Origin of the sequence: Arthrobacter sp. Soil782 (genome assembly GCF_001428435.1) — a bacterium.
GTDB lineage: Bacteria > Actinomycetota > Actinomycetes > Actinomycetales > Micrococcaceae > Arthrobacter_D > Arthrobacter_D parietis.
On sequence record NZ_LMSO01000009.1, the window covers coordinates 515,366 to 540,758 of the forward strand.

At 63.7% G+C, this 25,393-nt stretch carries 27 protein-coding genes; 10 read left to right on the forward strand and 17 right to left on the reverse strand.

The window, feature by feature from the left end; translation table 11 throughout:
- Positions 1-2: 2 nt before the first annotated feature.
- The 3 genes from ASH00_RS13035 to ASH00_RS13045 form a co-directional block, all read right to left on the reverse strand.
- Positions 3-902: a carbohydrate ABC transporter permease gene (locus ASH00_RS13035; RefSeq protein WP_056549052.1), complete on the reverse strand. Its 900-nt coding sequence runs from the start codon at positions 900-902 to the stop codon at positions 3-5.
- Positions 899-1,822, reverse strand: a complete 924-nt coding sequence (locus ASH00_RS13040) for a carbohydrate ABC transporter permease (RefSeq protein WP_056549054.1) — start codon at positions 1,820-1,822, stop codon at positions 899-901. Before ASH00_RS13040 ends, ASH00_RS13035 begins: the two co-directional genes overlap by 4 nt.
- A 126-nt stretch (positions 1,823-1,948) precedes the next feature.
- A complete protein-coding gene (locus ASH00_RS13045) occupies positions 1,949-3,250 on the reverse strand; it encodes an ABC transporter substrate-binding protein (RefSeq protein ID WP_235563298.1) in 1,302 nt (433 codons plus the stop codon).
- Positions 3,251-3,401: 151 nt separating this feature from the next.
- Between ASH00_RS13045 and ASH00_RS13050 the strand changes: the two genes are divergently transcribed.
- A complete protein-coding gene (locus ASH00_RS13050) occupies positions 3,402-4,145 on the forward strand; it encodes a FadR/GntR family transcriptional regulator (RefSeq protein ID WP_056549057.1) in 744 nt (247 codons plus the stop codon).
- Between the two features lie 41 nt (positions 4,146-4,186).
- Here ASH00_RS13050 and ASH00_RS13055 read toward each other — a convergent pair whose 3' ends face one another.
- Positions 4,187-5,443, reverse strand: a complete 1,257-nt coding sequence (locus ASH00_RS13055) for an MFS transporter (RefSeq protein WP_056549059.1) — start codon at positions 5,441-5,443, stop codon at positions 4,187-4,189.
- Positions 5,444-5,531: 88 nt separating this feature from the next.
- Here ASH00_RS13055 and ASH00_RS13060 point away from each other — a divergent pair, with 88 nt between their 5' ends.
- Complete coding sequence (locus tag ASH00_RS13060; RefSeq protein WP_200954806.1) at positions 5,532-5,987, forward strand: hypothetical protein; 456 nt, start codon at positions 5,532-5,534, stop codon at positions 5,985-5,987.
- 22 nt (positions 5,988-6,009) lie between these two features.
- Complete coding sequence (locus ASH00_RS13065) at positions 6,010-6,264, forward strand: DUF3072 domain-containing protein (RefSeq protein WP_056549063.1); 255 nt, start codon at positions 6,010-6,012, stop codon at positions 6,262-6,264.
- Between the two features lie 52 nt (positions 6,265-6,316).
- Here ASH00_RS13065 and ASH00_RS17250 read toward each other — a convergent pair whose 3' ends face one another.
- The 3 genes from ASH00_RS17250 to ASH00_RS13075 are packed head-to-tail and all read right to left on the reverse strand — an operon-like array spanning position 6,317 to position 8,329.
- A complete protein-coding gene (locus ASH00_RS17250) occupies positions 6,317-6,679 on the reverse strand; it encodes a GNAT family N-acetyltransferase (RefSeq protein WP_442854360.1) in 363 nt (120 codons plus the stop codon).
- Positions 6,676-7,674, reverse strand: coding sequence for a CPBP family intramembrane glutamic endopeptidase (locus ASH00_RS13070; RefSeq protein ID WP_056549065.1), 999 nt, complete (start codon positions 7,672-7,674; stop codon positions 6,676-6,678). The genes ASH00_RS17250 and ASH00_RS13070 overlap by 4 nt, the downstream gene beginning before the upstream one ends.
- Before the next feature lie 22 nt (positions 7,675-7,696).
- Positions 7,697-8,329 carry a hypothetical protein gene (locus ASH00_RS13075; protein WP_056549067.1) on the reverse strand — a complete coding sequence of 211 codons (633 nt, stop codon included), beginning with the start codon at positions 8,327-8,329 and terminating at the stop codon, positions 7,697-7,699.
- Positions 8,330-8,425: 96 nt separating this feature from the next.
- Here ASH00_RS13075 and ASH00_RS13080 point away from each other — a divergent pair, with 96 nt between their 5' ends.
- The gene (locus tag ASH00_RS13080; RefSeq protein ID WP_056549069.1) at positions 8,426-9,037 is read left to right on the forward strand and encodes a TetR/AcrR family transcriptional regulator; all 612 of its coding nucleotides are present in this window, start codon (positions 8,426-8,428) and stop codon (positions 9,035-9,037) included.
- Between the two features lie 96 nt (positions 9,038-9,133).
- On the opposite strand, the gene ASH00_RS13085 is transcribed toward ASH00_RS13080, so the two are convergent.
- The 3 genes from ASH00_RS13085 to ASH00_RS13095 are packed head-to-tail and all read right to left on the reverse strand — an operon-like array spanning position 9,134 to position 15,032.
- Positions 9,134-10,606: a GH1 family beta-glucosidase gene (locus tag ASH00_RS13085; protein WP_056549072.1), complete on the reverse strand. Its 1,473-nt coding sequence runs from the start codon at positions 10,604-10,606 to the stop codon at positions 9,134-9,136.
- Positions 10,603-13,008: a glycoside hydrolase family 95 protein gene (locus ASH00_RS13090; protein ID WP_056549074.1), complete on the reverse strand. Its 2,406-nt coding sequence runs from the start codon at positions 13,006-13,008 to the stop codon at positions 10,603-10,605. Before ASH00_RS13090 ends, ASH00_RS13085 begins: the two co-directional genes overlap by 4 nt.
- Positions 13,009-13,013: 5 nt before the next feature.
- Complete coding sequence (locus ASH00_RS13095) at positions 13,014-15,032, reverse strand: beta-galactosidase (protein WP_056549076.1); 2,019 nt, start codon at positions 15,030-15,032, stop codon at positions 13,014-13,016.
- A gap of 325 nt (positions 15,033-15,357) precedes the next feature.
- On the opposite strand from ASH00_RS13095, the gene ASH00_RS13100 reads away from it, so the two are divergent.
- Both ASH00_RS13100 and ASH00_RS13105 read left to right on the forward strand, forming a co-directional pair.
- Positions 15,358-15,849, forward strand: a complete 492-nt coding sequence (locus ASH00_RS13100; protein WP_056549078.1) for an FBP domain-containing protein — start codon at positions 15,358-15,360, stop codon at positions 15,847-15,849.
- Positions 15,850-15,875: 26 nt separating this feature from the next.
- Complete coding sequence (locus ASH00_RS13105; RefSeq protein WP_056549080.1) at positions 15,876-16,430, forward strand: hypothetical protein; 555 nt, start codon at positions 15,876-15,878, stop codon at positions 16,428-16,430.
- On the opposite strand, the gene ASH00_RS13110 is transcribed toward ASH00_RS13105, so the two are convergent.
- The 4 genes from ASH00_RS13110 to ASH00_RS13125 all read right to left on the reverse strand — a co-directional run bounded on the left by ASH00_RS13110 (position 16,427) and on the right by ASH00_RS13125 (position 20,604).
- Entirely contained in the window at positions 16,427-17,449 is a 1,023-nt protein-coding gene (locus ASH00_RS13110; protein WP_056549082.1) for a threonine ammonia-lyase, read from the reverse strand. The two genes, ASH00_RS13105 and ASH00_RS13110, sit on opposite strands and share 4 nt — an antisense overlap.
- A 17-nt stretch (positions 17,450-17,466) precedes the next feature.
- Positions 17,467-18,456, reverse strand: coding sequence for an AEC family transporter (locus tag ASH00_RS13115; RefSeq protein WP_082566123.1), 990 nt, complete (start codon positions 18,454-18,456; stop codon positions 17,467-17,469).
- Between the two features lie 21 nt (positions 18,457-18,477).
- On the reverse strand, positions 18,478-18,930 hold the full coding sequence (locus ASH00_RS13120) for a DoxX family protein (protein WP_056549085.1): 453 nt from the start codon (positions 18,928-18,930) through the stop codon (positions 18,478-18,480).
- A 141-nt stretch (positions 18,931-19,071) separates the two neighbouring features.
- The gene (locus ASH00_RS13125; RefSeq protein ID WP_056549086.1) at positions 19,072-20,604 is read right to left on the reverse strand and encodes a GntP family permease; all 1,533 of its coding nucleotides are present in this window, start codon (positions 20,602-20,604) and stop codon (positions 19,072-19,074) included.
- Between the two features lie 202 nt (positions 20,605-20,806).
- On the opposite strand from ASH00_RS13125, the gene ASH00_RS13130 reads away from it, so the two are divergent.
- Positions 20,807-21,529 carry a FadR/GntR family transcriptional regulator gene (locus tag ASH00_RS13130; RefSeq protein ID WP_056549088.1) on the forward strand — a complete coding sequence of 241 codons (723 nt, stop codon included), beginning with the start codon at positions 20,807-20,809 and terminating at the stop codon, positions 21,527-21,529.
- The gene (locus ASH00_RS13135) at positions 21,526-22,302 is read left to right on the forward strand and encodes an SDR family NAD(P)-dependent oxidoreductase (protein WP_056549089.1); all 777 of its coding nucleotides are present in this window, start codon (positions 21,526-21,528) and stop codon (positions 22,300-22,302) included. The genes ASH00_RS13130 and ASH00_RS13135 overlap by 4 nt, the downstream gene beginning before the upstream one ends.
- 173 nt (positions 22,303-22,475) lie before the next feature.
- Here the strand turns inward: ASH00_RS13135 and ASH00_RS13140 are convergent, their stop codons facing one another.
- Complete coding sequence (locus ASH00_RS13140) at positions 22,476-22,955, reverse strand: MarR family winged helix-turn-helix transcriptional regulator (RefSeq protein WP_056549091.1); 480 nt, start codon at positions 22,953-22,955, stop codon at positions 22,476-22,478.
- Positions 22,956-23,046: 91 nt separating this feature from the next.
- Here ASH00_RS13140 and ASH00_RS13145 point away from each other — a divergent pair, with 91 nt between their 5' ends.
- Positions 23,047-23,625: an NADPH-dependent F420 reductase gene (locus ASH00_RS13145; RefSeq protein WP_056549093.1), complete on the forward strand. Its 579-nt coding sequence runs from the start codon at positions 23,047-23,049 to the stop codon at positions 23,623-23,625.
- A 92-nt stretch (positions 23,626-23,717) separates the two neighbouring features.
- Positions 23,718-24,152 carry a DoxX family protein gene (locus tag ASH00_RS13150; protein WP_056549095.1) on the forward strand — a complete coding sequence of 145 codons (435 nt, stop codon included), beginning with the start codon at positions 23,718-23,720 and terminating at the stop codon, positions 24,150-24,152.
- A gap of 84 nt (positions 24,153-24,236) precedes the next feature.
- On the opposite strand, the gene ASH00_RS13155 is transcribed toward ASH00_RS13150, so the two are convergent.
- Both ASH00_RS13155 and ASH00_RS13160 read right to left on the reverse strand, forming a co-directional pair.
- Positions 24,237-24,947, reverse strand: a complete 711-nt coding sequence (locus ASH00_RS13155; protein WP_056549097.1) for an LmeA family phospholipid-binding protein — start codon at positions 24,945-24,947, stop codon at positions 24,237-24,239.
- A gap of 47 nt (positions 24,948-24,994) precedes the next feature.
- Positions 24,995-25,363, reverse strand: a complete 369-nt coding sequence (locus ASH00_RS13160; protein ID WP_056549099.1) for a hypothetical protein — start codon at positions 25,361-25,363, stop codon at positions 24,995-24,997.
- Positions 25,364-25,393: the final 30 nt, after the last annotated feature.

The following is a 25,393-nucleotide window of genomic DNA, read 5'->3' on the forward strand; positions in this document are numbered from 1 at the left end:
GCCTAGCCCTTGGTGGCACCGGCGGTGAGGCCGGACACGATGTACTTCTGGGTGAACAGGGCAATGACCATGATGGGGATGGTGACCACCACGGAGGCCGCCATGAGGCCTCCCCAGTCGATGCTCGCGTAGGCCACGAAGTTGAAGATCGCCACCGGCAGGGTCTTGGTGTCAGCTCCGGAAAGCACCAGGGCGAACATGAAGTTGTTCCAGGAGAAGATGAACGCCAGGATGCTCGCTGTGGCGATCCCCGCCATCGAGAGCGGAAGGGTGACCTTGAGAAACGCGCCGATATGGGTCAGTCCGTCCACGCGGGCGGCTTCTTCCAGTTCCAGCGGCATGGAGTCGTAGTAGGACATCAGGATGTAGACGATCAGCGGCAGGGCGACAAACATGTGGGAGAGGATGAGCACGCTGTACCCGCCCACCATCGACATGTTCGAGAACACGTAGTACCAAGGCACCAGCAGGCTGACGCCCGGGATGATGCGGGCCATGAGGACCACCAGGGCCGAGCGGCGCATCGCAAACCGGCTCATCGAGTAGGCCGCTGGAACACCGATGATCAGGGACAGCGCGGTGGAGGCGAAGGCCACCCAGAAGCTGTTGAAGACGAAGGACAGGTAGTTGTTCCTGCCCAGCACCGTCTCGTAGTTCGCTGTGGTGGGTTCGAAGATGAGGGTCTTGCTGGCGTCATAGATGTCGACATTGGTTTTGAGCGATGCCAGCAGCATCCAGGCCAGTGGGGCGAGGAAGGACACCACGATGACGATCAGGGCCACGACGCGGAATACCTTGTACGCGCGGCTCTTGAACGGCTTCTTCCGGCGTGGCTGCTGCGGCGGGCGGGCCGCCGTCTCAGCACCGGGTCGGAGCATCTTGGGGGTTACGACGCTGCTCATTTCTGGACGTCCTTCCGGCGGCGGGTCAGAACCCACATGCAACCAATGATGATGAGGAAGAAGATGATGAGGACGGTGGAGGACAACCCGTAGTCGTTGTAGTCGAAGCTGAGCCCGTAGGCGTAGACGTTGAGCGTCTCGACCTCATGGAAGGACCCGCCGCCGCGTCCCTTGGTGGCGTAGAGCAGGTCGAACGTCTTCAGGGCGTCGATGCTGCGCAGGAGGATGGCTACGATGATGGTGGGCATCATGAGCGGAACGGTGATGAATTTGAATCGCTGCCAGGCGTTGGCCCCGTCAATGCGTGCAGCCTCGTCGGGTTCCTCCGAGAGGGAGGTCAACCCGGCCAGCAGGATGATGACCACCATGGGGGTCCACTGCCAGATGTCGATGAAGATCACGGTGGCCAGCGCGGTATCCTGCCCGGAAAGCCAGGGCTGGGCGGGAATGCCGAACCAGGCGAGGGCCTGGTTGGCGAAGCCGATGTTCGGGTCGAAGATCAGCCGCCACATCATGCCGACGGCAACGGGGGTAGCCACCAGCGGCAGGAGAATGGCTACACGCACCCACTTCTCGCCCTTGAACGGACGCCACAGCAGGAGTGCGATGCACATGCCGAGGACCATCTGGACGAGCAGTGCCGCGCCGGTGAAGATGAAGGTCCGGGCTACCGCGGGCCAGAAGCGCTCGGTGTCGGTGAGGACTTCGGCGTAGTTGGCGAAGCCGATGAATTCCGATTCGGCGCGCACCGAACCCGATGCGTCCGTGAGGCTGAGATACAGAGTCCACGCCAGCGGAAAGATGATGAGGATGGCAACAAAGGCCATGGCCGGTGCTGCGAAAAGCCACTTCCGGTGGTCGTTGGCCCAGTCGGAGTAGGCCTTCCACGCGGATTTCTGCGGCAGGGAGGCGACGGTCATTGTCCACGTCCTTGGGGATGAAAGGGAAAAGTCTTCAAAGCGGCGGCCGGGCCGCGCTGTCAGGTGGTGCCGCCGTCGTGCCCGGGGTTGGAACCGGGCACGACGGCGGGTGGTTCAGGAAATCAGTTACTCGCGTTCGTCATCGAGGAACTGCTGGAACGCTTCGTCTGCCGAGTCGGCAGCCGCGTCCACCTCGCCACCGGTGATTCCGACGACGATCGGATCGCCGACGATCTCGCGGGCTTCACCGACATTGATGACCAGCGGGCGGTCGTGGCCTACGCCGTTCTCGGCGCTGACCTCGATGGCTGCTGCCAGATCCTCGGGGTAGGTCGCGGTACCTTCAGGGTTGGACCAGACCGACTTGCGGGGGCCCGGTACGCCTTCCTTCTGGATCTGCAGGACCATGTCCTTGCTGGTGGCCCACTCGACGAACTTCCAGGCGTTGTCCTGGTTCTTCGATGCTTCATTGATGCCGAGGCCCCACGAAGGAACGTTGTAGGGCTTCGAGCCGGCGGGGCCGGCGGGCATCGGCGCGAAGCCGACCTTGTCAGCAACCTGCGAGTTCGCCGGGTCAGTGGCGTTCTGGTAGAGGCTGTCAGCCTCGGTGTAGAACGCGGCACCACCCTGGGTGAAGATGGCCATTGCCTCGGGCCAGCTCATGTCGGTGCTGACATTCTCCGGTCCGTATTCGTTGATCATTCGGCCGTAGTAGGCGTAGGCCTCTTTGGCTTCGGGGCTGGCGACGGCGGAGTTACCCTCATCATCGATGAAGTCGCCGCCGAAGCCGTACAGGAAGCTGGAGAACTGGGTGACGGCCGGGGACTTGCCGGTGCGGGCAACGAAGCCTGCGACGTCGGGGTTCTCTTCGTTGATCTTTTTGGCAGCAGCTTCAAGCTCTTCAAGGGTCTGCGGAACTTCCAGGCCGGCCTGCTCCAGGAGGTCGGTGCGGTAGTAGAGCACCTCACGCTCGGTGATGGTGGGGACACCGACAACCTTGTCTTCGAACGTGGTGGAATCCACCGGGCCCTGCTGGAAGTCGGACCACTCCCACTCAGGGTTGGACTGCACGCGGTCAGTCAGGTCCGCGAGGTAGCCGTTCTGGGCGAACAGCTTGCCCTCCTGGAGGGGGCGGTACATCATGACGTCGATTTCGTCAGTACCGGCATTGAGCTGAACGTTGTACTGGGCTGAGAGCTGATCCTCACCCAACTGGGTGACCTCGACCGTCAGCCCGGTCTCTTCCTCGAACTCGGGGATGGCCTCGATGATCTGCTCGGTCCAGACGTGGTTGGCGAGAGTGACCCGCAGGGTGTCCGAACCCGCTTCCGCGTCTCCGCCGCTGCCGCCGCAGGCGGCCAGTGATCCGCCGGCGAACATTGCGATTGCTGCCGTGATTCCGGCTTTTCGCAGGATTGTGCGCTGCACTGTGTCTCCACTTCTCTTCATTGAGGGACGTCCGCTGTACGCGGGCTGGAGTAGATGCTGAAACATCTGCTGTATAGCTCGAGTGTAGTGAGAAAGATCATACTTATGCAACCTATCTGAGTGATTGGGATGCTGTTGGTACGCTTCCTCCATGCCACCCGCCGAAATCGAGTCTCCCGATGTCGCAGTATTCTCAGGCCTGCACGCCTCGGTGATCGATCAGATGGGACTGGCGATCGGCGCAGGCGAGTGGCAGAGCGGCAGCATCATGCGGATCGAAGAGCTGGAGGAACGCTACGGTGTCTCCCGCTCGGTGATCCGGGAAGTGCTGCGAGTGCTGGCCTCAATGGGCATGGTGCAATCCCGCCGCCGGGTCGGCGTGCAGGTCCTCCCGGCCACCGAATGGAACCTCTACGATCCCCAGGTGATCCGCTGGCGCCTAGCCTCACCCGGCCGGGTGGCGCAGTTGCGGTCGCTGACCGAGCTGCGTACCGCCGTCGAGCCCCAGGCCGCGCGCCTTGCAGCGATGCGCGCGCCGCTGGCGGATGCCAGCGAGCTGATGGGCCTCGCCGGGAAGCTGTGGGCGGCGGGCCAGGATGGCGATACGGAACTGTTCCTGAAACTCGATATCCAGTTCCACCACCTGGTGCTCTCAAGTTCAGGTAATGAGATGTTCGGCAAGCTCAACTCGCTGGTCGCGGAAGTCCTGACCGGGCGGACGCACTACGGAATGATGCCGGACCATCCGCATGAGGAAGCACTGCAGATGCACGTCGACGTGGCCAGCGCCATCCAGCGCGGCCACGCCGTTGACGCGCACGCAGCCATGCTCGCCATCATGGAACGGGCCATGACCGAGATGAGCACCCTGTGGGATGAGGCCGCGCACACGTAGGGGCTGTTTGTTGCTCCTGCTTCAGCTGATTTTATTTGTCGTCAGGCGGAGAGCGGGCGGGCGGTTCGCATCGTCGTCGCACCGGCAACGATGAGCAGCACCAGCAACCCCGCTGACCACGCAAGTCCGGAGTAGCCGACCATCGACAGCACCAGACCGGATGCCGCTCCCCCGAACGCGCCGGCGAGGTTCATGGTGAGGTCAGTTCGGCCCTGGATGCGGGCCCGGGCAGCGCCGGTGACGAGGTCTGCGACCAGCGCTGATCCGGAAACTGTGGACGCGCTCCAGCCGAGGCCGAGCAGAATCAGGCCAATCGTGACGAGCACCGGGTCGTCTTCCCCGAAAGCCACGGTGACCAGCGCAACCGCGAACAGTGCCTGGCCGATCAGGATGGTACCCACGCGGCCAAGGCGGTCGCTCAGCCAGCCGAACACCGGTGATAGAGCATACATACCGGCGATGTGGAGGCTGATAGTGAGCCCGACGATCGTGAGCGTCACGCCATGGTTCACCAGGTGGACCGGGGTCATGGACATGACCGAGACCATGACCGCGTGGCTGGCCGCGATCGATCCGATGGCGAAAATCAGCGCTCCCCTGCCTCGGACCATGCCTGGTGCGTCATCTTTAGGGTCCGACGGCGTTGCCCGGCTGATGAGGTAGGGATCCGGCCGCAGTGCGATCAGATAGACGGCCGCTGCCGCGACCTGCGCGCCGACGGCGATGAGGAACGGTCCCGTCAGCTCGGGCATGCCAAGCCTTTCGGCGATTACCTCGCCCGGTCCGATGAGGTTGGGGCCGAGCACTGCTCCGACGGTGGTGAACCAGACCACCAGTGACAGGTCCCGCCCACGGTGCTCCGGACTTGCCATGTCGGTTGCAGCGAAGCGGGACTGCAGATTGACGGCCGTGCCGACCCCGAGCAGCGCGAAGGCCAGGAGCAGCAGCGGAAACGATCCGAGGGCGGCCGCACCGATAACGGTGAGTGATCCCGAAGCAGCGATAAACGCTCCGGTGGTCAGGGCAGCCCGGCGGCCGAGCCGCTGCGCCAGCCGTGCCAGCGGGATGGCGCTGGCTGCCGCTCCGAGGGTGCTCAGGGTGGCCGCCGTACCGGAAAGCGCCTCGGATCCGGAGAGTTCGGCGGCCATGACAGCGCCGATCGAGAGAACGGAGCCCATGCCAATTCCGCCGAGGATTTGCGCGGCAATAAGGACCCGCACGGTGTGGCGCTGGATGGCAGGAAGATCGGGCGCAGTCGTCGTACTGTTGCCGGCCGGAGTCCTGCTGGAGGTGGGCATGGACTCAGGGTATTCGTGTGTCGGCCGTGAGCATAGTGGGAGGCTGGGATCTGCCCAACCGGGGGTGCCGCTGTATATGGTAAGCAGTATGACTATCTCAGGATCGGACGGGCCGGACAGCAACCACCAGCGGCCCGGATCGGCAACAGACAAGACGGTGGAGGCGCTCGGGAAACTCTCGGAAGCGCTTGAAGTAGTGGAACATGCACGTGGGCTGCTGTATGGATTCCACCGGTTGACGGGTACGGCGGACCTCGCGCTGGGGGAGGCCGTTGACCTGTTGCGTGAGGCGGGACATGAGAGTCTCGCCGAGGAAGTCAACCGGGATGTCCTGGGCCGAAACGTCATCGAGGGGCGGTGGACGTTCCAGATCGTCGAGGACTATGACGACAACTATTACGCAGAGTTCAAGGCCATCGAAAAGCGTGCGCGCGATGAGCTTGTGGAGGGGAAACGGCATCTGTTTGAGGCGGAGATGAAGGAAGACCGGCGGACGCATGGCCGCGCTCACCATGAGGCGCTGCCCCCGGAAGCCAACCAGTAGAACCAACACTGAAGGAGCACTTATGTCTGATGAAACTTTGGGAAGCCCGACGCCGGAGCCGCAGGGCGGTTTTGCACGTGACCCTGAGGAGTGGGTCACCGGAGATGAACCGATGACGGACGCTCAGCGCAGCTATCTGGACACGCTGGCACGGGAAGCCGGGGAGGAAATTCCCGCGGACATCACCAAGGCGCAGGCATCCGAGCACATCGACCGGCTGCAGAAATCCAGCGGACGCGTCGGTGGCGGATCTGACGAGGCGCAGACCGGCGGGTAGTGCCGGCCTCGGGCTTGAACGACGCAAAGGAGGGCGGTTTCGCCCTCCTTTGTCATTCTCTCGACGTTGGCTGCTTTCCCGAGTAGACCATGTATTCAGCGGTGCGATGATGGCCTTGTGAGCAACGTCTTCCTGAGCGGCCAACTCGTCTGCAGCGACGAAGACCAGGCGGCGATCGTTGTCCAGTTTTCAGGGCAACCGCTGAGATTGCTCGACGGTACGAGATTGAGGGTTTATAACCGAGCACAACTCGGCTCCAGCCACTGAACTTCGGCGCCTGCGAACTCCACCCGCAGGAGGATCGCAGGTAGATGTGATCAAACCCGACGGTTCTTGCCTTTGCCTCAAGCCAATCGCAGAGGGCTGCTCCTACGCCCTCACCTCTTCGGGTCGGATTCACGAAGAGATTCTTCATTTCGGGCGAATAGGTTGCTTCAAGGTCCAAGACCACCGTCCATTCTGCGGGCAACCCCTCGCCGGGCTACCGGGCGTGCGGGCGGGCCCTGGTTTGCGTGTTTTCCACCAGATGATGCCGGTGATGAGAACGAATGCGGCGCTTGGGATGAGGAGGGTTATCGAGCCTGTGGCATCTGCCCGGCTGTTAAGTTGACCGGCCACATCGACGTGAAGCGTTGTGGCGAGAACGAGTCCAGTGATGTTGTAAAGGCCGTGAAGGACGACAGCTGTCTCGAGTCCTCCGGTGCGCCAGGTGATCACCGCCATCGATCCGAACAGGACCAGGTACGAGGTGAGGATGTAGGGGTCAAGTGAGCCGTGAAAAAGGGAGAAGAAGACGGTCGGGATGATGATGCCGATGACGGTTCCGAGGCGTGCGCTGCGGGACCATCCACCGACGACGCGGAACATGAAGCCACGGAAGCCATATTCTTCGCCTGCTGCTGCAAGTGGTGTGAGGAGCATCCCGATCACGAAGTAAGCGATGAGATCGATCATCGTCCAGGCGGCCGGTGGACTGGGCATCATGAGGGATGACAAAGACACAGCGATGACTACCACGGGGCCGAAGCCGAGCAACGCCCGACTGAAGATGCCGAATCGAAAGCGCCCGGTCACGGAGTGCAGCGAGCGGAACGGAATTCCGTAAAGCAGGCGTTGCAGCAGCATGCTGTAGGGGATGAGCGCGACAAGGGAGAGGGCGCCGGCGGCGTGCTGAAGGGGCGAGGAGCCCGCCCGTCCAAGAAGTTCCGTATCGATGAGGCGTGCCCCCATCAAGGACAGTTGCGCGAAGCAGACGAGCCCGACGAGTAGCAGGATGATGGCGAAGATGCCGCGGAGGATTCGGCGTTTCTCTCCCGCGTAGACGCGGTGATATTCGACGCCGGGCGGAACGCGAGGAGTCGGTGTGGGTGCGTCCTGCTCGCCAAGCGGATTCAGGGTGGTGTGCTGCACAGTAGGTTCCTTTCGGGGGGGGTCAGCTGGCAAGTTCATCGATCCAGCTCGATCGCATCCGCAGCGCTCGCTCCATACTCCCGATGACAGCGGCAAGTCCGATGAGCAGGTTGATTTGGATGGGGAGTTGTATCGGTGAAGTGAAGGTTCCGATGGAGTCGGCGATGAGGGGAATCTGGGAAAGCAAGGCGATGACTTGCGGCACTTCGACGCCCAAGCCAACGATGACCAGCGCGGTGGAGATGGCCCCGATGACGCGACTCGTACCGGGGTGTCGATGATGGAGCCGGGCGCGACGTCCTTCTGCGGAAGCGGGGTCAGGAGAGAGTTGCTGCTCGATTCCGTCTGTGCGCACATAGTGGCAGCGTTTGAGTCCGAAACCGTTGATTGCGACCTCGATATGACCGTCCGGCACCTCGAACCGGGTCGGCAGCTTCGCGTATGACCGCAGCGCGCCGTCAACGTAGAGTCGCGCGCGGATCTCGCCGTCGGTCATATCTCCGGCATGGCGGACATCAACGGAGTAGGTCAACCTCGTGCCGTCGGACGAGTCCAACGTGATCGAACGCAGTGATCTGCCGAACATCTGCCACCAGCGGTAACGGCGCAGCGGTTCGCCTGATCCTGTTCGAACCCGACGGTGTCTGATACCCATTTCTCCACTCCTCGCTCAGGACTAGTACAGCGTAATAGTCAGCCAAGAGATAAGCTAGCACACTGTAATAGAAAGCTGTCTCGCTAAGGAGCAGACATGAGCGATCAGGCGAAAGAACCAGGCACGCGCGACAAGATCTTGATCGCCGCGGCGACGATGCTCGGCGAGGATCCAACCGCTCGGCTGAGTGTGCGTGCGGTAGCGGCTCGCGCACAGGTGAGCACTGGGTCGCTACGGCACTTTTTCCCGACGCAGCGCGAGCTCATCGATACCGTCGTCGCGGGCATGAACGTCCTCGATATTCCGGACGACCCGATTAACGATCAAGCGCTGTCACCGGCTGAGCGCCTTCTCGCGTGCTTACGATTGATCCTCGCGCAAGTGGGCGTCGGCGAGCGCGCCCGACAGCAGTGGGGTGCTCTATACGACGCATACGTGGCATCGCCCCCGTCCGATGACGAAGCGGCCACATACCGCGCTCTTGAGCGGATGGGTCGCTACCGCATCGAACGGTGGCTAGCCGTTCTGGTCGAGGATGGCGCCATCCCTGCAGGTGGGATTGAGCGGAGAGCGAGGTTCCTTGCTACCGTTCTCACCGGGCTCATGACGGAGCGCGCTCTGCCCGCCGAACCGTTGCGGATCGAGACGGAAACGGAAACTCTCCGCCTAGCCATTCACGCCGCGACGACCGCATGGACCATGTCCTGAACAATCTTCCCTACAAGGCTGCTGCGCAGGTCGGTTCAGGTCGAGGGCGCTGGCGGTTCCGGCTTGCCGGGATGCGTGGGTGCGTGGGTGCGTGGATCAGCCAACCGGCGGGATGCGCCGCTCGCGGATCAACTGTGCATACCAGCGCGAACTGTCTTTCGGCGTCCGCTCCAAAGTGTCGTAGTCGACGTGCACAATCCCGAACCGCTTGGAGTAGCCGTAACCCCACTCGAAGTTGTCCATCAGCGACCACACCTGATAGCCGCGCAGATCCACGCCGCGGGCGATGGCCCGGTGAGCGGCAGTGAAGTGGCGACGCAGGTAATCGATGCGTTCGACGTCGTGAATTTGCCTTGTCCCGTCCGCGTCAACTTCCACCGTGTCGGGGAAAGCCGCACCGTTTTCGGTAATCATCAGCGGCAGCTCAGGGAACTGCTCATGGAGTGAGACGAGCAGGTCCTCGAGTCCGGAGGGGTCGATGTTCCACCCCATGTCCGTGTACGGTCCGGGCTGCTGCAGGAACTCCACGTTCTCCGCACCCGGCCAGGCCGTTCCGGCGGCGGCACCGTGGCCATCGGAGGATTCCTTCTGGCCCTCCCCGTCCCACATCCGCACCCGGTTGGTGGAGTAGTAGTTGACCCCGAGGACGTCCAGCGGCTGCTGGATCAGCTCCAAGTCGCCGTCCTGAATGAAGAACCAGTCAGTGATCTCCGCCGTGTCGTCCAGAACGTCCTGGGGGTAAGTGCCGTTCAGCACCGGGTCGAGGAAGAGCCGGTTCGCCAGGCCGTCCACGCGGCGTACTGCCTCGGGACCGGTCTCGCCGTCCGGGCGGAACACGTGCAGGTTGAGGGTGATAGCGAAGTCGGGATTGTTGGTCACCACCTCACGCAGAGCCGACACCGCCAGGCCGTGGGCCAGGTTGAGGTGGTGCACGGCGGCAAGCGCAGCGGCGGATTCCGTCCGTCCCGGTGCATGCGCGCCGGAGCCGTAACCGAGGTAGGCGCTGCACCACGGTTCGTTCAGGGTGGTCCACAAGGCGACCCTGTTCCCGAGCCGCTCACCCACTATGCGGGCGTAGTCTCCGAAGGCGAGGGCCGTCGCGCGGCTGGTCCAACCGCCGTCGTCCTCGAGTGCCTGCGGCAGGTCCCAGTGGTAGAGGGTGACGATGGGCTTGATGCCGCGGGCCAGCAGCCCGTCGACCAGGCGTTCATAGAAGGCGAGACCTGCCTCGTTGGCCGGTCCCCGGCCGGTGGGCTGGATCCGCGGCCAGGCGATGGAGAAGCGATAGGACTCCAGCCCGAGGTCCTGCATGAGATCGAGGTCCTCGTCCAAACGGTTGTAGTGGTCGCAGGCGACGTCACCGGTGTCACCGTTGAAGACCTTGCCCTCGGTGTGGCTGAAGGTGTCCCAGATGGAGGGTCCACGGCCATCGGCGTTGTGCGCACCCTCGATCTGGTACGAGGCTGTGGCGGAACCGAAGACGAACCCCGCAGGGAATTCGAGACCGGTGTCGCGGTAGTCGGGATCTCCCATGGTGCGGGTGTCTCTTTCTTCGAGGTGTTGGGTCATGGCGTCAGCGATGCCTTTCCTTTGGTTGGAATGCTAGTCGTGTTGTGTGAATCGAGGTCAGTGAGGACAGTGCGGCGGCCGAATGCGAGCGTGACCGATTCACTGCGGTCCCCCAGCTGGACGAGATACTCCCCCGCAGCCTCGGCACGCCGCGGGGCAAGCGCGGCTTCGCGGATCACACCGTTTTCCCAATGCAGGTCGACGGCGATTCCCGGCCTGGCGATGAGGCCTCGGACGCTGCCGGTGCCGGTGCGCAACTCAGCCGGGAGGGCGGGCAGGAGTTCGATGATTCCCGCATGACTCTGCACGAGCACCTCGGCCAGCGCCCCCACGAAGCCGAGGTTCCCGTCGAGCTGGAACGGCGGATGGGCGGCGAACAGATTGGCGTAGAGCCCGCCGGCGTGCGGGCCGTTTGCTTCGGCTGCCGTGCGGAACATCAGGCGGAGGAGGGCTCCCACCTTTCCGCTCTGCTTCAGGCGCGCCCGGAGGCAGGCCTTCCAGATGAGCGACCAGCCGGTGGAATCATCACCGCGGCGATCGAGGGAGAGGGTGAGCGCGTCCGTCAGCTCCGGCGTCGGGCCGCTTCCGGGATAGGCGAAGAACAGGTGCGAGAGGTGCCGGTGCGTAGGATCAGCCTCCACCTCGGGGGTACCCCATTCGAGGATTCGGCCGTCCCCGCCCACGGCGGGTGGTGCGATGCGCGGCAGTGCCGCCTGTACTTCCGCCACAATCGGGTGGTGCGGGTGGCCAACCGCGTCAGCCAGAGCCAGCACAGTCTCGAAGAGTTCGGTGATGAGCGTCCTGTCCATCGCACTGGATGTTGCGACGGCGGCCCTGCCCTGGGCGCTGAGGTAGCAGTTCTCAGGTGACGTGGAGGGGCAGGTCTCCAGGTGGGCGCCGCCGTCGTCAATCAACCAGTCGCAGGCGAATGCGGCGGCACCGACCGCCAGGTTCCAGAGCCGCTCGAGTTGCTCAGGGGTGGCGGAGCCGAAACGGCACATCTCATCGAGCTGGCGGATCAGCCATGCGCCGGCCAGAGGCCACTGCGACCAACTCGCGTGCCCGGCGGTCGGGGAGCTGAACGCCCACGCATCGGAGTTGTGGTGCGCTACCCAACCGCGGGCATCGTAGAGAGTCGCGGCGGTGTTCCGCCCTCGTTCGGCCAACGCTTCCGCAAGGTCCAGGAGAGGCTGGTGGCACTCGGACAGCCCGGCGACTTCCGCTCCCCAGTAGTTCATCTGGGCGTTGATATTCAGCGTGTAGTTCGACGACCACGGCGGACGCAGGTCCTCGTTCCAGATCCCCTGCAGGGTAGCTGGAAGGGTGCCCGGCCGGGACGATGCGATGAGCAGGTACCGCCCGTAGTCGAAGAGCAGGGCAACCAGTTGCGGGTCGGCGGTCAGCACGCCCGCTGGGTGCGCGTTCGCCTGTTCCAGGCGCATATCGGTGGGGACGTGCTCGCGATCCGGCAGTGCGCCCGGGCCGGGCGTGAACGTTACGGACACCCGGTCGAAGAGCTCCCGGTGCGCACGTATGTGGTCGGCGAGCAGTGCGTCCCAGCCCTTCTCGATCGCTGTATACGCACGGCGGTGTGCCGCTTCTGCGCACGTCGCAGCCGAGCCTTCCGGTTCCCGGCCGATCCCCGTGAAGGTGGTCTCGGTGGCAACCACGAAGAGCAACTCGGTGACACCCGTGAATACTGTCGCTCCGTCGTCGTTATGGGTGACGGAACCGTCGTGGCGCGCCGCCAGGCACAGCGTCCCCTCCAGCGGAACGACGCCGTCTATTTCCCATTGCAGTGCCGGCTCGTCGGGTTCGTGGCCGGGGGCCGCGTCCGCGGGCAGCTTCAGCTCCAGTACGACGCCGTCACTTCGCTTGGTACGGCCGGTTTCCTTGAGCAGGGTGGAGACCGCGACGGTGAGGTCGACTGGGCTGCCGGAGCGCAACCGGTGCACGAGCACTCCATCAACGGCGCTAATGAAGGTGTCCTGTGTGACGCTGCCGCCGGGTCTATCCGCGAGAGTGCGATGTGTGGCGTCGGAGAGGGAGAGCCTGCGCTCCTGAAGCCGTACGTCGTCGTTCAGCTGGAGGATGATGTCAGCGAACGGCAGGTATGACTGGGAGTAGCCGGACTGTAATTGCTCAAGGTTCCGCTCGGCGTCAACCGGCCGCCCGTCCACGATGGCGCTCCGGGCGTCGGCGAGCGCGGTGACGGCGGATTCGGCGGAGGTGCGACCATGCCGGTGTTCGCTGGCCGTGCTGCCTGACCAGGCGGTGCTGTCATTGATCTGCAGGCGGGTGGTCGAATCGCCCGCAAGCACCATCGCTCCGAGCCTGCCGTTCCCCAGGGGCAGGCCCTCCAGCCAGGTAGTCGCAGGGCTGGTGTAGAAGAGGGAGGCCACTGTGGTCAGCCGACTTCCCGGACAATCAGTGCGGCTCCCGGGGCGAGGGTAGCGGTCCCGTTCAACGCGGTGTCGCTGAGGAGGTCATGACCGTACACGTCAATCTCCGCCGTCTCCGCTGAGTGGTTGAGGAGGAACAGGTAGCTGGAGTCGCCGGCGTAACGGCGGACCGCCTCAAGACCGTAACCGGCGGCCGGATGATCGGGGTGGACGCCGGCGTCGTTCAGGATGCGGTGCAGATGGTTGCGCAGCGCGTCGTCGCCCAGCCGGGTAGCGATGTAGTGGGCGATGCCGGAGCCCCACGCATGCTGTGTGACTGCGGGACGTCCAGTGAGCGGGTAATCCGTGAAGTCTGCGATGCTGGCGGCGCCCGTGAGCTCCACGGTTTCCGCCCAGCAGTCTGCGGTGGATCCGTCGCTGAGTTTCAGCGCGGTGGCGGCGAGCTGCGGGAAGTGTTCCTCGACGCGGATGCCGAGGAGATCCGCAAACGCTCCGGAGAAGCCGCCGGGCCGGACGTTGAGGTTCCCATCCGTGCTACCCGAGAAGTACCAGATGGCGGTGTGTCCGCCGTCGGCGACGTACCGCCGGAGTGCTTCCGCTTCAGCGTCCGAGGCGGCCAGCTTGCTGGGTACCAGGACGAGGTTGTAGCCGCTCAGGTCCTGATCGAGCCGGACAAAATCAACGTTGATTCCGAGCAGCCAGAGCGCACGGTGGACCGCTTTCACGGCGGGCAGGAAAGCGACGTCGGTAGACGGCAGGGCGCTCGTGTCCGTCGACCACCACGCGGCTGAGTCCCAGACGATGGCCACCCGGTTCCGGTTGACGCGTCGCCCGGCGGCTGGCGGCTCTGCAAGTTCATGCAGGGTGAACAGCGTGGTGCCGAGTTCGACGATTTCTCGGAACGTCCGGGAGTTTTCACCGACGTGCGGCACCATGGGCGAGTGGAAGAACTCTGCTCCTGCCCGCGGTGACCGCCACTGGAAGAACAGTGATCCGGTGGAGCCGCGTGCCAGGTATTGGAGGGTGCTGAACAGCAGCGTGCCCGGATCCCGTGCGAGGATCCGCCCCTGCGCGTAGTTGTAGACCATGGTGGTGGCCTGTTCCATGAGCACCCACGGGCGGCCGCCGTTGAAGGAGCGGGCGAGGTCGCTGCCGAAGGCAACCTGGATGTTCCCCTCGATTCCCGGGGTGTCCGGGTAGTGGTCAACGGAGACGTCGTCAATCTCGGCGGCGAAGTCCCACTGGTCGTAGTGGTTCCAGCTGGGGAGCATGAAGTTGGTGGTGACGGGAACGTCGGCGCGGACACCTCGGACGATGTTCACCTGGTCGCGCAGGCAATCTCTCAAGAGGTCAGCCGAGAAGCGCTTGAAGTCGAGCAGCTGGGAAGGGTTGGGTAGGTATTGGGTGGCCTGAGGGGCGAAGATCTCGTTCCATTCGCCGTACCCCTGAGACCAGAACGCGGTGTTCCAGGTAGCGTTCAGCTGCGTCAGGGTCCCGTACTTCGCGCGTAGCCATGCCCGGAACGCCGTATCCGTCTCAGGACCGTAGGAAACCGTGCCGTATTCGTTGTGGAGGTGCCACATCCGCAACGCCGGATGGGCAGAGTACCGCTCGGCGAGGGCCGCCGTGACCCGCTTGGCGGCGGCGCGGTAGGCCGGTGCCGCCGGGTTGTAGGTGTCCCTGCTTCCATGGATCAGCCGCACACCGTCCGCTGTGACCGGCAGGGCTTCCGGATGTGCCAGGGAAAACCAGGGCGGCGGCGAGGCCGTGGGTGTGGCCAGGACAACGCCGATGCCGTTCTCCGCCATCAGATCCATGACCTTGTCGAGCCAGCCGAACTCGTAGTGACCTTCCCGCGGTTCGATGGAAGACCACGAGAAGACCCCGATGGTCACCCGATTGACATGTGCTTTCCGCATCAGACGAACGTCTTCCTGCCACACCGATTCGGGCCACTGTTCCGGGTTGTAGTCGCCGCCGAAGACGAGCTCATCGGCTTTCGGGAAGGGCTGGTCAGTGGGCATGAAGTCGGTCCTTGAGCGAGATAGAGGCGTTGTCGAAGCGCTTCGACAACTGTATGGCGCGGTGACGTGACGCGCAACACCTTCCGTCTGCGTTGCCCCTGGCGCGTCACTTTGGGAAGATGCAACGGTAGGAAATCGAGAAATTCGACGACGGATCCAAGGGAATGGACATGCCGCTAACCGCTCCGGTCAGCGCGGCCATTGGAAGCGAGGCGGCCGCTGTGGCCAGCTGTGAGGAACGCGACTAGCCCTTCCCTGCCGAACCCGGGCAGGTGGAGGGCCACTGTGTCATGCCCTCGAACACCCATCTGCAAGGCGATCCATCATGCAAAAAATCAGCGACCGCGACATCCGGTCATCGTTCATCAATGCCACCCGCTCCGAAACGGCCAAACTCAATCTCCCAGCGAACTTCGACTCGCTCGAGTGGGACAAGCTCGACTTCCTCGGTTGGCGTGATGGGAAAATGCCGCTCCGCGGTTATCTCATCGTGCCGAATGAAACCGGGATCACCGGCGTCCTCCTGCGAGCGCCGGAGGGCGGACCTAAGAAAAACCGTTCGGTACTGTGCGAGATCTGCCGCGATGTGTTCTCCAAGGAGGACGTCCTGCTCTGGGTGGCCAAACGTGCGGGCCGGTCAGGTAGGAACGGCAACACGGTCGGGACGTTGATCTGTGCCGACTTCATCTGTTCGGCCAACGTGCGCAAGGCGCCGCCGGTCAATGAGATCAACCCGGATCCCGCGGTCATCGTGAAGCGGCAGGTAGAGGAGCTGAACGTGAGAATCCGGAAGTTCTTGGCGAGAGTGGCCGAATAGTCGGCGGTGCGTGGCAGGATTCGGGAATGGCAGAAAACCCCAGGATTGCGTCGATCGAGCGTGCCACCGAACGCCCTTGGGAAGAGTGGGTTACGTTACTGAGCGGCGCCGGCGGCAAGGACCTCAGCCACAAGGACATCGCTTCGAAGGTGTACGAGGAACTTGAGGGCTCAATGGAGCAGGCCGGCTGGTGGGCCCAGTCGGTGGCGGTCGCCTACGAACACCACATCGGACGACGCCTTCCCGGCCAGCGCTCGGACGGCACCTTTCAGCTGAGCGTGAGCAGGTCCACCGCGCTCGGTGTGGAAGGGCTCATGGAACGCTGGTCGGAGTTCGCCTCCACTCACGCAGCCGTGCAGGAGCTCCTTGCCGAGCCCCCACGGATCAGCGGCACGGACAGTCGGATGACCTGGCGGTCCAAGGCGGTGGACGGCTCAGCTGTCCTCGTCACCAGCGAGCCGAAGAAAGACGGTACTGCGTCGATCGTGGCGACGCAGGCAGGCCTTCCCTCTCCTGAAGCGAACGACGCCGCCCGCCAGGTCTGGGTGGGTGTACTCACCGGATTCCTCGAACGGCTCTAGCCCGCCTGCTGCAGCACCTTGGCCAGAAGGGCGGGATCCACTGATCCGCCGGAGACGACGGCGGCCGTTGTGCCGCCGTCGTTCTGGGCGTTTCCGGACGGCGGCACGAGGTCGTGCATCCAGGCGGCGGTGGCCACAGCACCGGAGGGTTCAACTACGAGCCGCCCGGCGAGGGTGAGGTGGCGCATTGCGGCGAGGATCTGCTCTTCGGTGACGGTGATGACGTCGTCGACGTAGCGCTTGACGTGCTCCCACGGATGGACACCGAGCGCGGGTGTGCGGAGGCCGTCGGCAACGGTGCGGTACGTCAGCTCCTGTTCCCAGGTGATGCGGCGGCCTTCGCGGAAGCTCTGGGCGGCGTCAGCGGCGAGTTCGGGCTCCACTCCGATCACGCGGGTTCCGGGATTGATCGCTTTAACCGCCGTCGCAATGCCGGAAATGAGTCCGCCGCCGGAAATGGGGACCAGGACCGTGTCGACGTTGGGCAGCTGCTGCATGATTTCGAGGCCGACCGTTCCCTGGCCGGCGATGATGCGCGGGTCGTCGTAGGGCGGTACGTGGACGTAGCCGTATTGGGCAACGAGTTCGTGGGCGCGGACGTCGCGCAGCGCGGAAGGCACGATCTCAACCTCGGCGCCGAGCGCACGGACTGCCTCGATTTTGGGGAGCGGCGCGGCGTCCGGCATGACGATCACCGCGCGCAGGTTGAGCCGGTGCGCCAGCCAGGCAACGGCGCGGGCGTGGTTTCCGGAGGATTGCGCGACGATGCCGTGTTCGCGTGCCTGATCCAGTACCTGCGCAACGGTGTTGTAGGCGCCGCGCAGCTTGAAGGCGCTGGTGGGCTGGAGGGACTCGGCCTTGCAGTGGAGCACCTCATCCGGGCGCTGCGGGTGCGGAAGTTGAATGATCGGCGTGCGTAGCACCAGGTCGCTGATGCGTTCAGCAGCGGCTTCGATGTCGCTGAGGGTGACGAGCGTGGTCTCTGCCGCTTCGCTTGTTGCGGCTTCGCTGATACTCATGGATCGATCCTAGCGACCTACAGCAGTACCGTCAGCGCGATGAGGATCCAGGCCGGTAGCACTACGCCGGAGAGGACGGTCTGGGCGGCGGTGATCTGGGCCATCAGTGAGGCATCGCCGCCCAGCCGCCGGGCAAAGACATAGGAACTCGTTGCCGTGGGTAGCGACTGGAAAACCACGCAGACGACGGCGGCTGGGCCGGTGAATCCCAGCAGGAGGCACAGCCCCAGGGTGGCTGCCGGAACCGGCACAAACCGGAGCAGCAGTGCGGCCGTCACGGGCCGCAGGGATTCGCGGGGGAAGACCCGTCCGCGCAGCCCGGCTCCAACGCAGAAAAGGCCGATCGGAAGTGCCGCTCCCCCCAGCAGTCCAAGCACTGCAGCGATCAGCTGCACGCCGACGGCCGGCGCCGGCGCACTGAGAAAGTCACCCATCCCCGGAGCGGAGCCAATCAGGTTGGCGGCGAGTCCTACGACGCAGGCGAGAATTAACGGGTTGCCGAACACCGCCAGGATCAGGGCGGATCCGCGAAGCCTGTGGTGTCCGTAGTGTGCGAGCGCGACGGTTGAGGCGAGGTTCCCGAACGGTATGAGCACCGCATTGGCGAGTGCTGCGATGGCGATGCCGCTGGATCCAAAGAGGGCTGCCGCCGTCGTTACTCCGATATAGGTGTTGAAGCGGACGGTGCCCTGGAAAACTGAGGTGAAGGCTGGGCCGTCCCTACCGGTGGCCGGCCGGCGGGCGGCATAGGCGAGCAGTGCGGAGAAGGTCGCAGATGCTGTCAGGACGAGCACCATGGGACCGGGTTCAATGGAGGCGAAGTCCGCTCCGGCAAGTCCTGTCACCAGCAGTGCCGGCAGCAGCACGAAGTAGACGAGCTTCTCGAGTCCGGACCAAAATTCCGGGCTGGGAATGAAGGAGTGTCGGAAGATCGAGCCCAAGCCGATGAGAATGACGGCTCCGATGAGCGCGATGACAACGTCTATGTCGATGACGCCACGTCCCATCGCGGTTTTAGCCTCATGCCGTTAGCGGCGTTGGTGCTCATCTGAGGAGCGTAGCAATCGGCGGTCGCGCCATGCGCCGGTGGACCACAGCGCCCAAAGAATGAGGACCGGCTGGAAGAAGAGGCGGATGAGCCGTGCGCGGTCGGTGTCCAGGCCGAAGGCGTCCACACCCTCGACGTATTGCGCGATATTGCCCGGAAAGACCGCCACGAAGAAGGCAGCGACGATCCAACCGACGAGGATCCGGTACCGCGGAAGGACAATCAGTGCAGCGCCGAGGAGTAGTTCGACGATGCCGGACCCCACCACGACGACGTCGGTAGGCAGGGGAAACCAAGACGGCACCTGAGCGGCGAATTCGGAGCGGGCGACCGTGAGGTGGGCGGTGCCTGCAGCCAGGAGGATTGCCCCAAGCAGAATTCGGGCGATGCTTCGGGGAAGGGATGTGCGCGCTGGAGTTGGGGTTGCCGCCATTCAGCTCAGCCTAGCTGGCAGCGACACTGCCTTCATGCTGCTACGGGTTCGTCTCGATTAGGATGAGCGCAGCACAACACTGCTCCCCGGGAAGCATTCCCAGGGAGCAGTGCTGTGCACTAGTCAGGCAGAGTTACGCGGTCAGCCGAAGATTGCGTTGGCGATGAACAGGAGCGGGATCGAGCCGGCCCACACCGCCGTCGTAATTCCAGACCAGCCCTTCAGCGCCGCTGTCCCTTCCAGTCCTGAGAAGCGGGTGACCACCCAGAAGTAGGAATCGTTGAAGTAGCTGAACACCATGGATCCAGCCGTGCAGGCAAGTGCCGCAACCAGTGGGTCAACGCCGATCGACGTGACCAGCGGAGCCGTGACCGAAGCCGCGGTAATCATCGCGACTGTGCCGGAGCCCTGGGCGATACGGACGAGGGTGGCAATCAGGAACGGAACCAGGAAGGCCGGAAGGGCTGTCGCTGCTATGGCTTCAGCGAGGGCATCGCCGACTCCTGAGCTACGCAGCACCTGCCCGAGGGCACCGCCTGCACCGGTGATGAGCAGAATGAGCCCGGCTGACGCAGCAGCATCAGCGAACCAGCCCTGCACCTTGGAACGCGGAGTCCAACGGGGCAGGAGCACGTACACGGCAAGGATGACGCCAATCACGAGGGCAACCACGGGGTTACCGATGAAGGCCAGTGGGACGGCCCACGCGGAGGGCTCGTACTCACCAGTACCGACAACACCCTGGTTGCTCTGGTCGATTGCACCGCTCACCGTGTTGAGAATGATGAGGATCAGAGGCACGAGCAGCGGGAGGGAAGCAACGAAGGCTCCTACCTTGTGGGGCTTGGCTCCCGCCGGCGGCGTACCCAGTTCGGAACTGTCGAAGTCAATGGTGGAACCGTATTCGGGATCCTCCGATGGTCCGGTTGCGCCAATGGCATGGGCAGTACCGTCACCCCGCGCGTCGTCGCCATGGTCAGCGAGGGCTGTGGTTGTCCGGCCACGGTGGTGACTGGCGGCCCTACCGTAAACGGTCTCGCGAATGGTCTCCGACATGCCAGGCTCAATTTTCGGCCCGATCCATTTCGCGTAGAACACGACCACCGGCAACAGGATGATGGTGAACGCAAGCCCGGCAAGGATGAGAGCTCCAAGATCTGTGCCGAGAATACCGGCAACAGCGAGGGGACCCGGCGTCGGTGGAACCATATGGTGCGTCAGCGTCATACCGCAGCCAAGGGCCAGTGCCAGCGTGATGTAGCCGGCACGCTTTACCCTGGCGATGGAGCGGGCCAGCGGGTTCATAATCACGTAGCCGGAGTCACAGAACACCGGGATGGAGACGAGCGACCCAACGCTTGCCATTGCCCAGGGTTCGCGCCCCTTGCCGAACAGCTTCAGGAACGCAAGCGCCAGGGCATTAGCGGCACCTGACACCTCGAGAATCTTTCCGATTCCCACGCCCAGACCAATCACAATTCCGATGGACGCGAGGGTATTGCCGAACCCGGTTGTGATCGCCGAAACAATCTCCAGCGGAGCCTGCCCAGCCACAAGACCGGTCACCAGGGCGGCAATAAGCAGTGCCACGAACGCATCAAGGCGCGTTCTCAGCACAAGGATGATGATGGTCGCGATTCCAAGAACCAGCGCCAAAAGTAGTTGTATGTCCACTTGGTATGTACTCCTCGTCAGCTAAGCAAGCCTCGTTGCCGTCTTAGGGTCTGCACGTGCCCGAAGTACATTGACGAGCGATGTGCTGACTGTCACACTAGCACCGGACATATGACGTCTGACAAGTACCCGGAGAGGAAATGGATCGTGCGGATGTGCGTAGCAGCGGTGCTTCCCCGCAGACGGGCCGGGAGGTGGACCCATGGCGCGTGCTTCGCTGGCTGAGTCGGTCTTCGAAGAGATCCTTGAGCGCATCATCAACGGCACTTATCCGCCCGGCGAGTTCCTTCCGTCTGAGGGCGAACTGGCCGCCTCAACGGATGTAAGCCGATTGACGGTGCGCGAGGCATTGAAGAAGCTTCAGGCCCAGAATGTGGTTCAGGTGCGGCGCGGACTCGGCACGTATGTGAACCCGAGCGCCCAATGGACGGACCTGCAGGCCATCCTGCGCTCCGCAACCGCGGCGTCCGCTTCTCCTGACGTCTCACTTCGGCTCCTGGAGATTCGGCGCATGGTGGAAATCGGGGCTGCCGAACTGGCTGCCCTGCACGCCACCAAAGAAGACCTGACCCGTATGGAGACGGCAAACGCTGCACTGCGGGTTGCGCATCAGGCAGGCAACCTCGATGCCGTGACCACCGCCGACCTTGCCTTTCATGAAGCAGTTTTCCGGGCATCGGCGAACCCCTTCATTCCGGTGATTCTTGGACCCCTCGGCAAGCTGCTGTACAGCATGCGGCGGGAGACGTCGTCGTTCCTTGAAGTTCAGAAGCATGCGCTTGAGCACCATGCGCTGGTGCTTGACGCAATCCGGACCGGTGATGCCGAGGTGGCCGGAAAAGCGATGCAGGCGCACATCAACCAGACCTATGACGACTACGAGCACTTCATCCATCACAACGATCAGCATCAGGAGCAAAGGTGACCGAATCAGCAGAATTCCCCTCAAGCCGTACAGCGGTACTCACAGGGGCGGCCTCCGCACGTGGAATCGGTCGGGCGACAGCCAATCGGTTGGCCGGCGAGGGCTGGAACATCGGAATTCTCGACATCGACGGCGCCGCTGCCGAAGAGGCAGCAGCGGATATCGCTCAGCGGCACGGCGTTCAAGCAATCGGTGTTGCTACTGACGTGTCCGATGAGGCTTCGGTGGATGTTGCCATCGGCCGGATCGAAGCCGAGTTGCCGCCTATTGTGGCGCTGGCGAACCTAGCGGGGATCAGCTCCCCCACCGAGTTCATGCAGGAGACCAGGGAAGCCTGGGAGCGGGTTTTCGCGGTCAACATGACGGGAACCTTCCTCGTGACGCAGCGGGTGCTGCACGGGATGATCGAGCGGAAGCTCGGGCGTGTGGTAAGCATTTCGTCGATCTCCGCCCAGCGTGGTGGGGGTACCTATTCCAAGGTGGCCTACAGCGCGTCAAAGGCCGGCATCATTGGATTCACGCGTGCGCTCGCACGGGAGATGGGCGAGCACGGCATCACGGTCAACAGCATTGCGCCGGGTCCGGTTGACACCGACATCATGGGCGGAACCCTCACGGAGGAGCGCAAGCGGGACATGTCGAAGGACATCCTGGTTGGTCGCGTGGGCACCGTCGACGAGATGGCTGCGCTCATCTCGTTTTTGGTGGGTCCTGATGCCGGGTTCATTACCGCCGCTACCTACGACATCAACGGCGGCCTGCAGGTTTCGTGATGCCGTAGCTTGAATGCGCGGCAGCCACCGCCAGGCGGCCGCTCGAGCGTGGGCGAGTGCCCCGCCGATAGCGTTTCAGTCATCGGATAGCCGTTTACCGCTATCCGATGGCTGGAATGCTATCGGCGGGCGAAACTGCTAGCAGCGCCGGCTGTCCGGTGACGGCTGCGGACCTACTTCCCCAGGGAAGCAAACATCCGCCCCTCGGGATCGAGCGTCTTCAATAGCTGGGTGGTGATCTCGGACAGCTGTCCGACCTGCTCCGGCGTGAGCTGGTCGAACACCATCCCGCGCACGAACTCAACGTGGCCTGGGGCAGCGTCCACCAACTTGGCCCACCCTGTCTCGGTCAGCGTCACGTTCTTCGCACGACGGTCTTCGCTGCACTCGGTCCGCTCCACCAGCGCCTTCTTCTCCAGACCCGTCAGCACCCTGGAAAGCCGCGGAAGCGTTGCATTGGTCTGCGACGCCAGCGCTGTGATGCGCAACGTCCGCCCGGGCACCTCGGACAGTGACGCCAGCACGAAGTACTCAAAGTGCGTCAGATCCTCATCGCGCGTCAGTTGCCCATCGAGCGCCGCCGGCAGCAACTCGAGCACAGCCGCCATCCGCTTCCACGCGTCCTGTTCGTCCTTGCTGAGCCATCGCGTCATGCCTTCATTCTACGTAATGGTTGCATGTACAACCAATCGGTGCTAATTTATTAGTTGTACCCGCAAGCAATTCTTTCTCAAGGAGCTCCACATGACTTCGTTCACCATCTTCGGCAAGGGCAACATGGGCAGCGCCATCGCAGGCGTCGTCGCAGCAGGCGGCTCGTCCGTCGAGCACATCGATTCGTCCAGCACCGGCGCCGCCACCGTCAGCGGCGACGTCGTCGTTCTCGCAGTCCCCTACCCCGCCCTCAAGGACATCGTCGCGCAGTACGGTGACCAGTTCTCCGGCAAGATCGTCGTTGACATCACCAATCCGCTGAACTTCGAAACCTTCGATTCACTCGTCGTTGCCCCTGACAGCTCCGCCGCCGCCGAATTGGCGTCCGCACTACCGTCGTCGAAGGTCGTCAAGGCCTTCAACACCAACTTCGCGGCCACCCTCGGTTCCAAGACCGTCGGCTCAAACCAGACCACCGTGCTCATCGCCGGCGACGACACCGATGCCAAGAACACCCTCGCCGACGCCGTAAAGGCCGGCGGAGTGGACGCCGTCGACGCCGGCTCCCTCGCCCGCGCCCGCGAACTCGAAGCTATCGGCTTCCTGCAGCTGACCCTCGCCGCCGGCGAGAAGATCCAGTGGACCAGCGGATTCGCTCTCGTGCGCTAATCAGGCACAATCACCAGCACGACGCCGGTGCTCACCCGTTGCGCACCGGCGTCGCTCGTTCCACCCAGCCCCAAACCCCGAAACGGAACTTCATGAACAACGCCACCCAGACCACCACTGCCCGCACCGTGCTTCGCGTCGTCGTCGGCTTCCTTTTCGCCGCACACGGCTGGCAGAAGTTCAACGAGTGGACCATTGCCGGCACTACCGCAGCCTTCGGTGACATGGGCATCCCCATGGCCGAGGTCGCCGCCCCGGTCATTGCCACCCTTGAGCTGGTCGGCGGAATCGCCCTCATCCTGGGCCTCCTCACCCGCCCTGTTGCGGTGCTGCTGACCCTCGACATGCTGGGCGCACTGGTTCTGGTGCACATCTCCGCCGGCGTCTTCGTTGCGAACAACGGCTACGAACTTGTGCTGCTGCTCGGTGCCGCCGCGCTGACCCTCGCACTGGTTGGTCCGGGCCGCGCCTCGGCTGACTACGCGCTGTTCGGCCGCCGCGACTCACGCGTGAGTGTGCTCGCGTAAGCACTAAACCTGAAAAGGGAGGAAGCCTGCACCGGCTTCCTCCCTTTTTGCGTACCCGGAGTGCTCCCGCAGCAGCGGGTGGCACTAAGGACCCAGGCGAACGCCTTCACCCTTCAGATTGGCCCGAAAACCGTCGTCCTGGACGGTGACTTCCTGCAGCATAAGCCCCTCGGGAAGGCCTTCGATCTCATGCTCGATGGTCACGAGGCTGCGCACCACGGTGCCGATTGCGTTCGAGAGGAAGTCCGGGCCGCCAATGTCGATCGAGCGGGGTTCGACCACGAGACTGCCGCCCTCGACCTCGACAGTGCCGGTGGCCACGACGCGAAGTTCGCGGCCCAGCGCTTCCACTGTGCGAACGACGGCGGCCTGGCCGCCCTCCGCTGCACGGACCACGGTTCCCTCCCCCAATTCGTCGGCGACAACCTCGAACGGCACCGTGGCGTCCACGGAGAGCCGGGCCGCGACCGAACCGTCCGGCCCAGTGACCACATCCTGACCGACAGCCTGCACGTCACGAAGCGTCGAACCGGCGGTAACCACTGTTCCGGCGTCCAACTCAAGGTCAGCGAGCCACGTCTCGTCCTCCCGCAGGTCGTCCGGCGGCAGGTCGTCGGGAGCTGCAGGCGGTGGAAGGTCGCCGGGCATAGCCGCGGTCGACGACGGCGTTGGCTCCGCGCCGGACATTCCCGCCGGGCTGCTCACCGCCCACCAGAGGATCGCAATCGTGATGCCCAGGACAAGGATCATCCCAACGGCACCGATCAGCCAGTCCTTCGCACGCGTCCAGTCCATAAGAACAGTCTGGTGGTTCCGAGCGCGGGATGGGTGGACCCCGTCGGTCAGGCGGTCTGGCTCAGTCGATCGGTCGGAAGGGGAAGTTCGATGACTGCCAGGAGGTCCACCGACTTGGCGATCGGTCCATCCATCGCTTGAGCAACCGAAATGGTGTCCCGCCGAACCTCCTGAATCAGCACCTTGACGCGCCGCCCATCAAGGTCCAGCCACCAATCCTCGATGAACATTCGAAGACCCAGTTCTTCTAGAATGTTCTCCGCATCCTCCAGTTCCGTCGCTTCGCCGGCTGGACGATGCAGGAGGTCGAACGGCGCAAAAAGACCATCGTTGGTGAGATGGATATAGCCAACGTGCTCACCATCGGACGACCGCCTGTGGTCGAAAGTGTTCTCAGTAGGTAGCGCGCTGGTCATATGGCCACTATAGGTTCGCTCGTAGCCAGA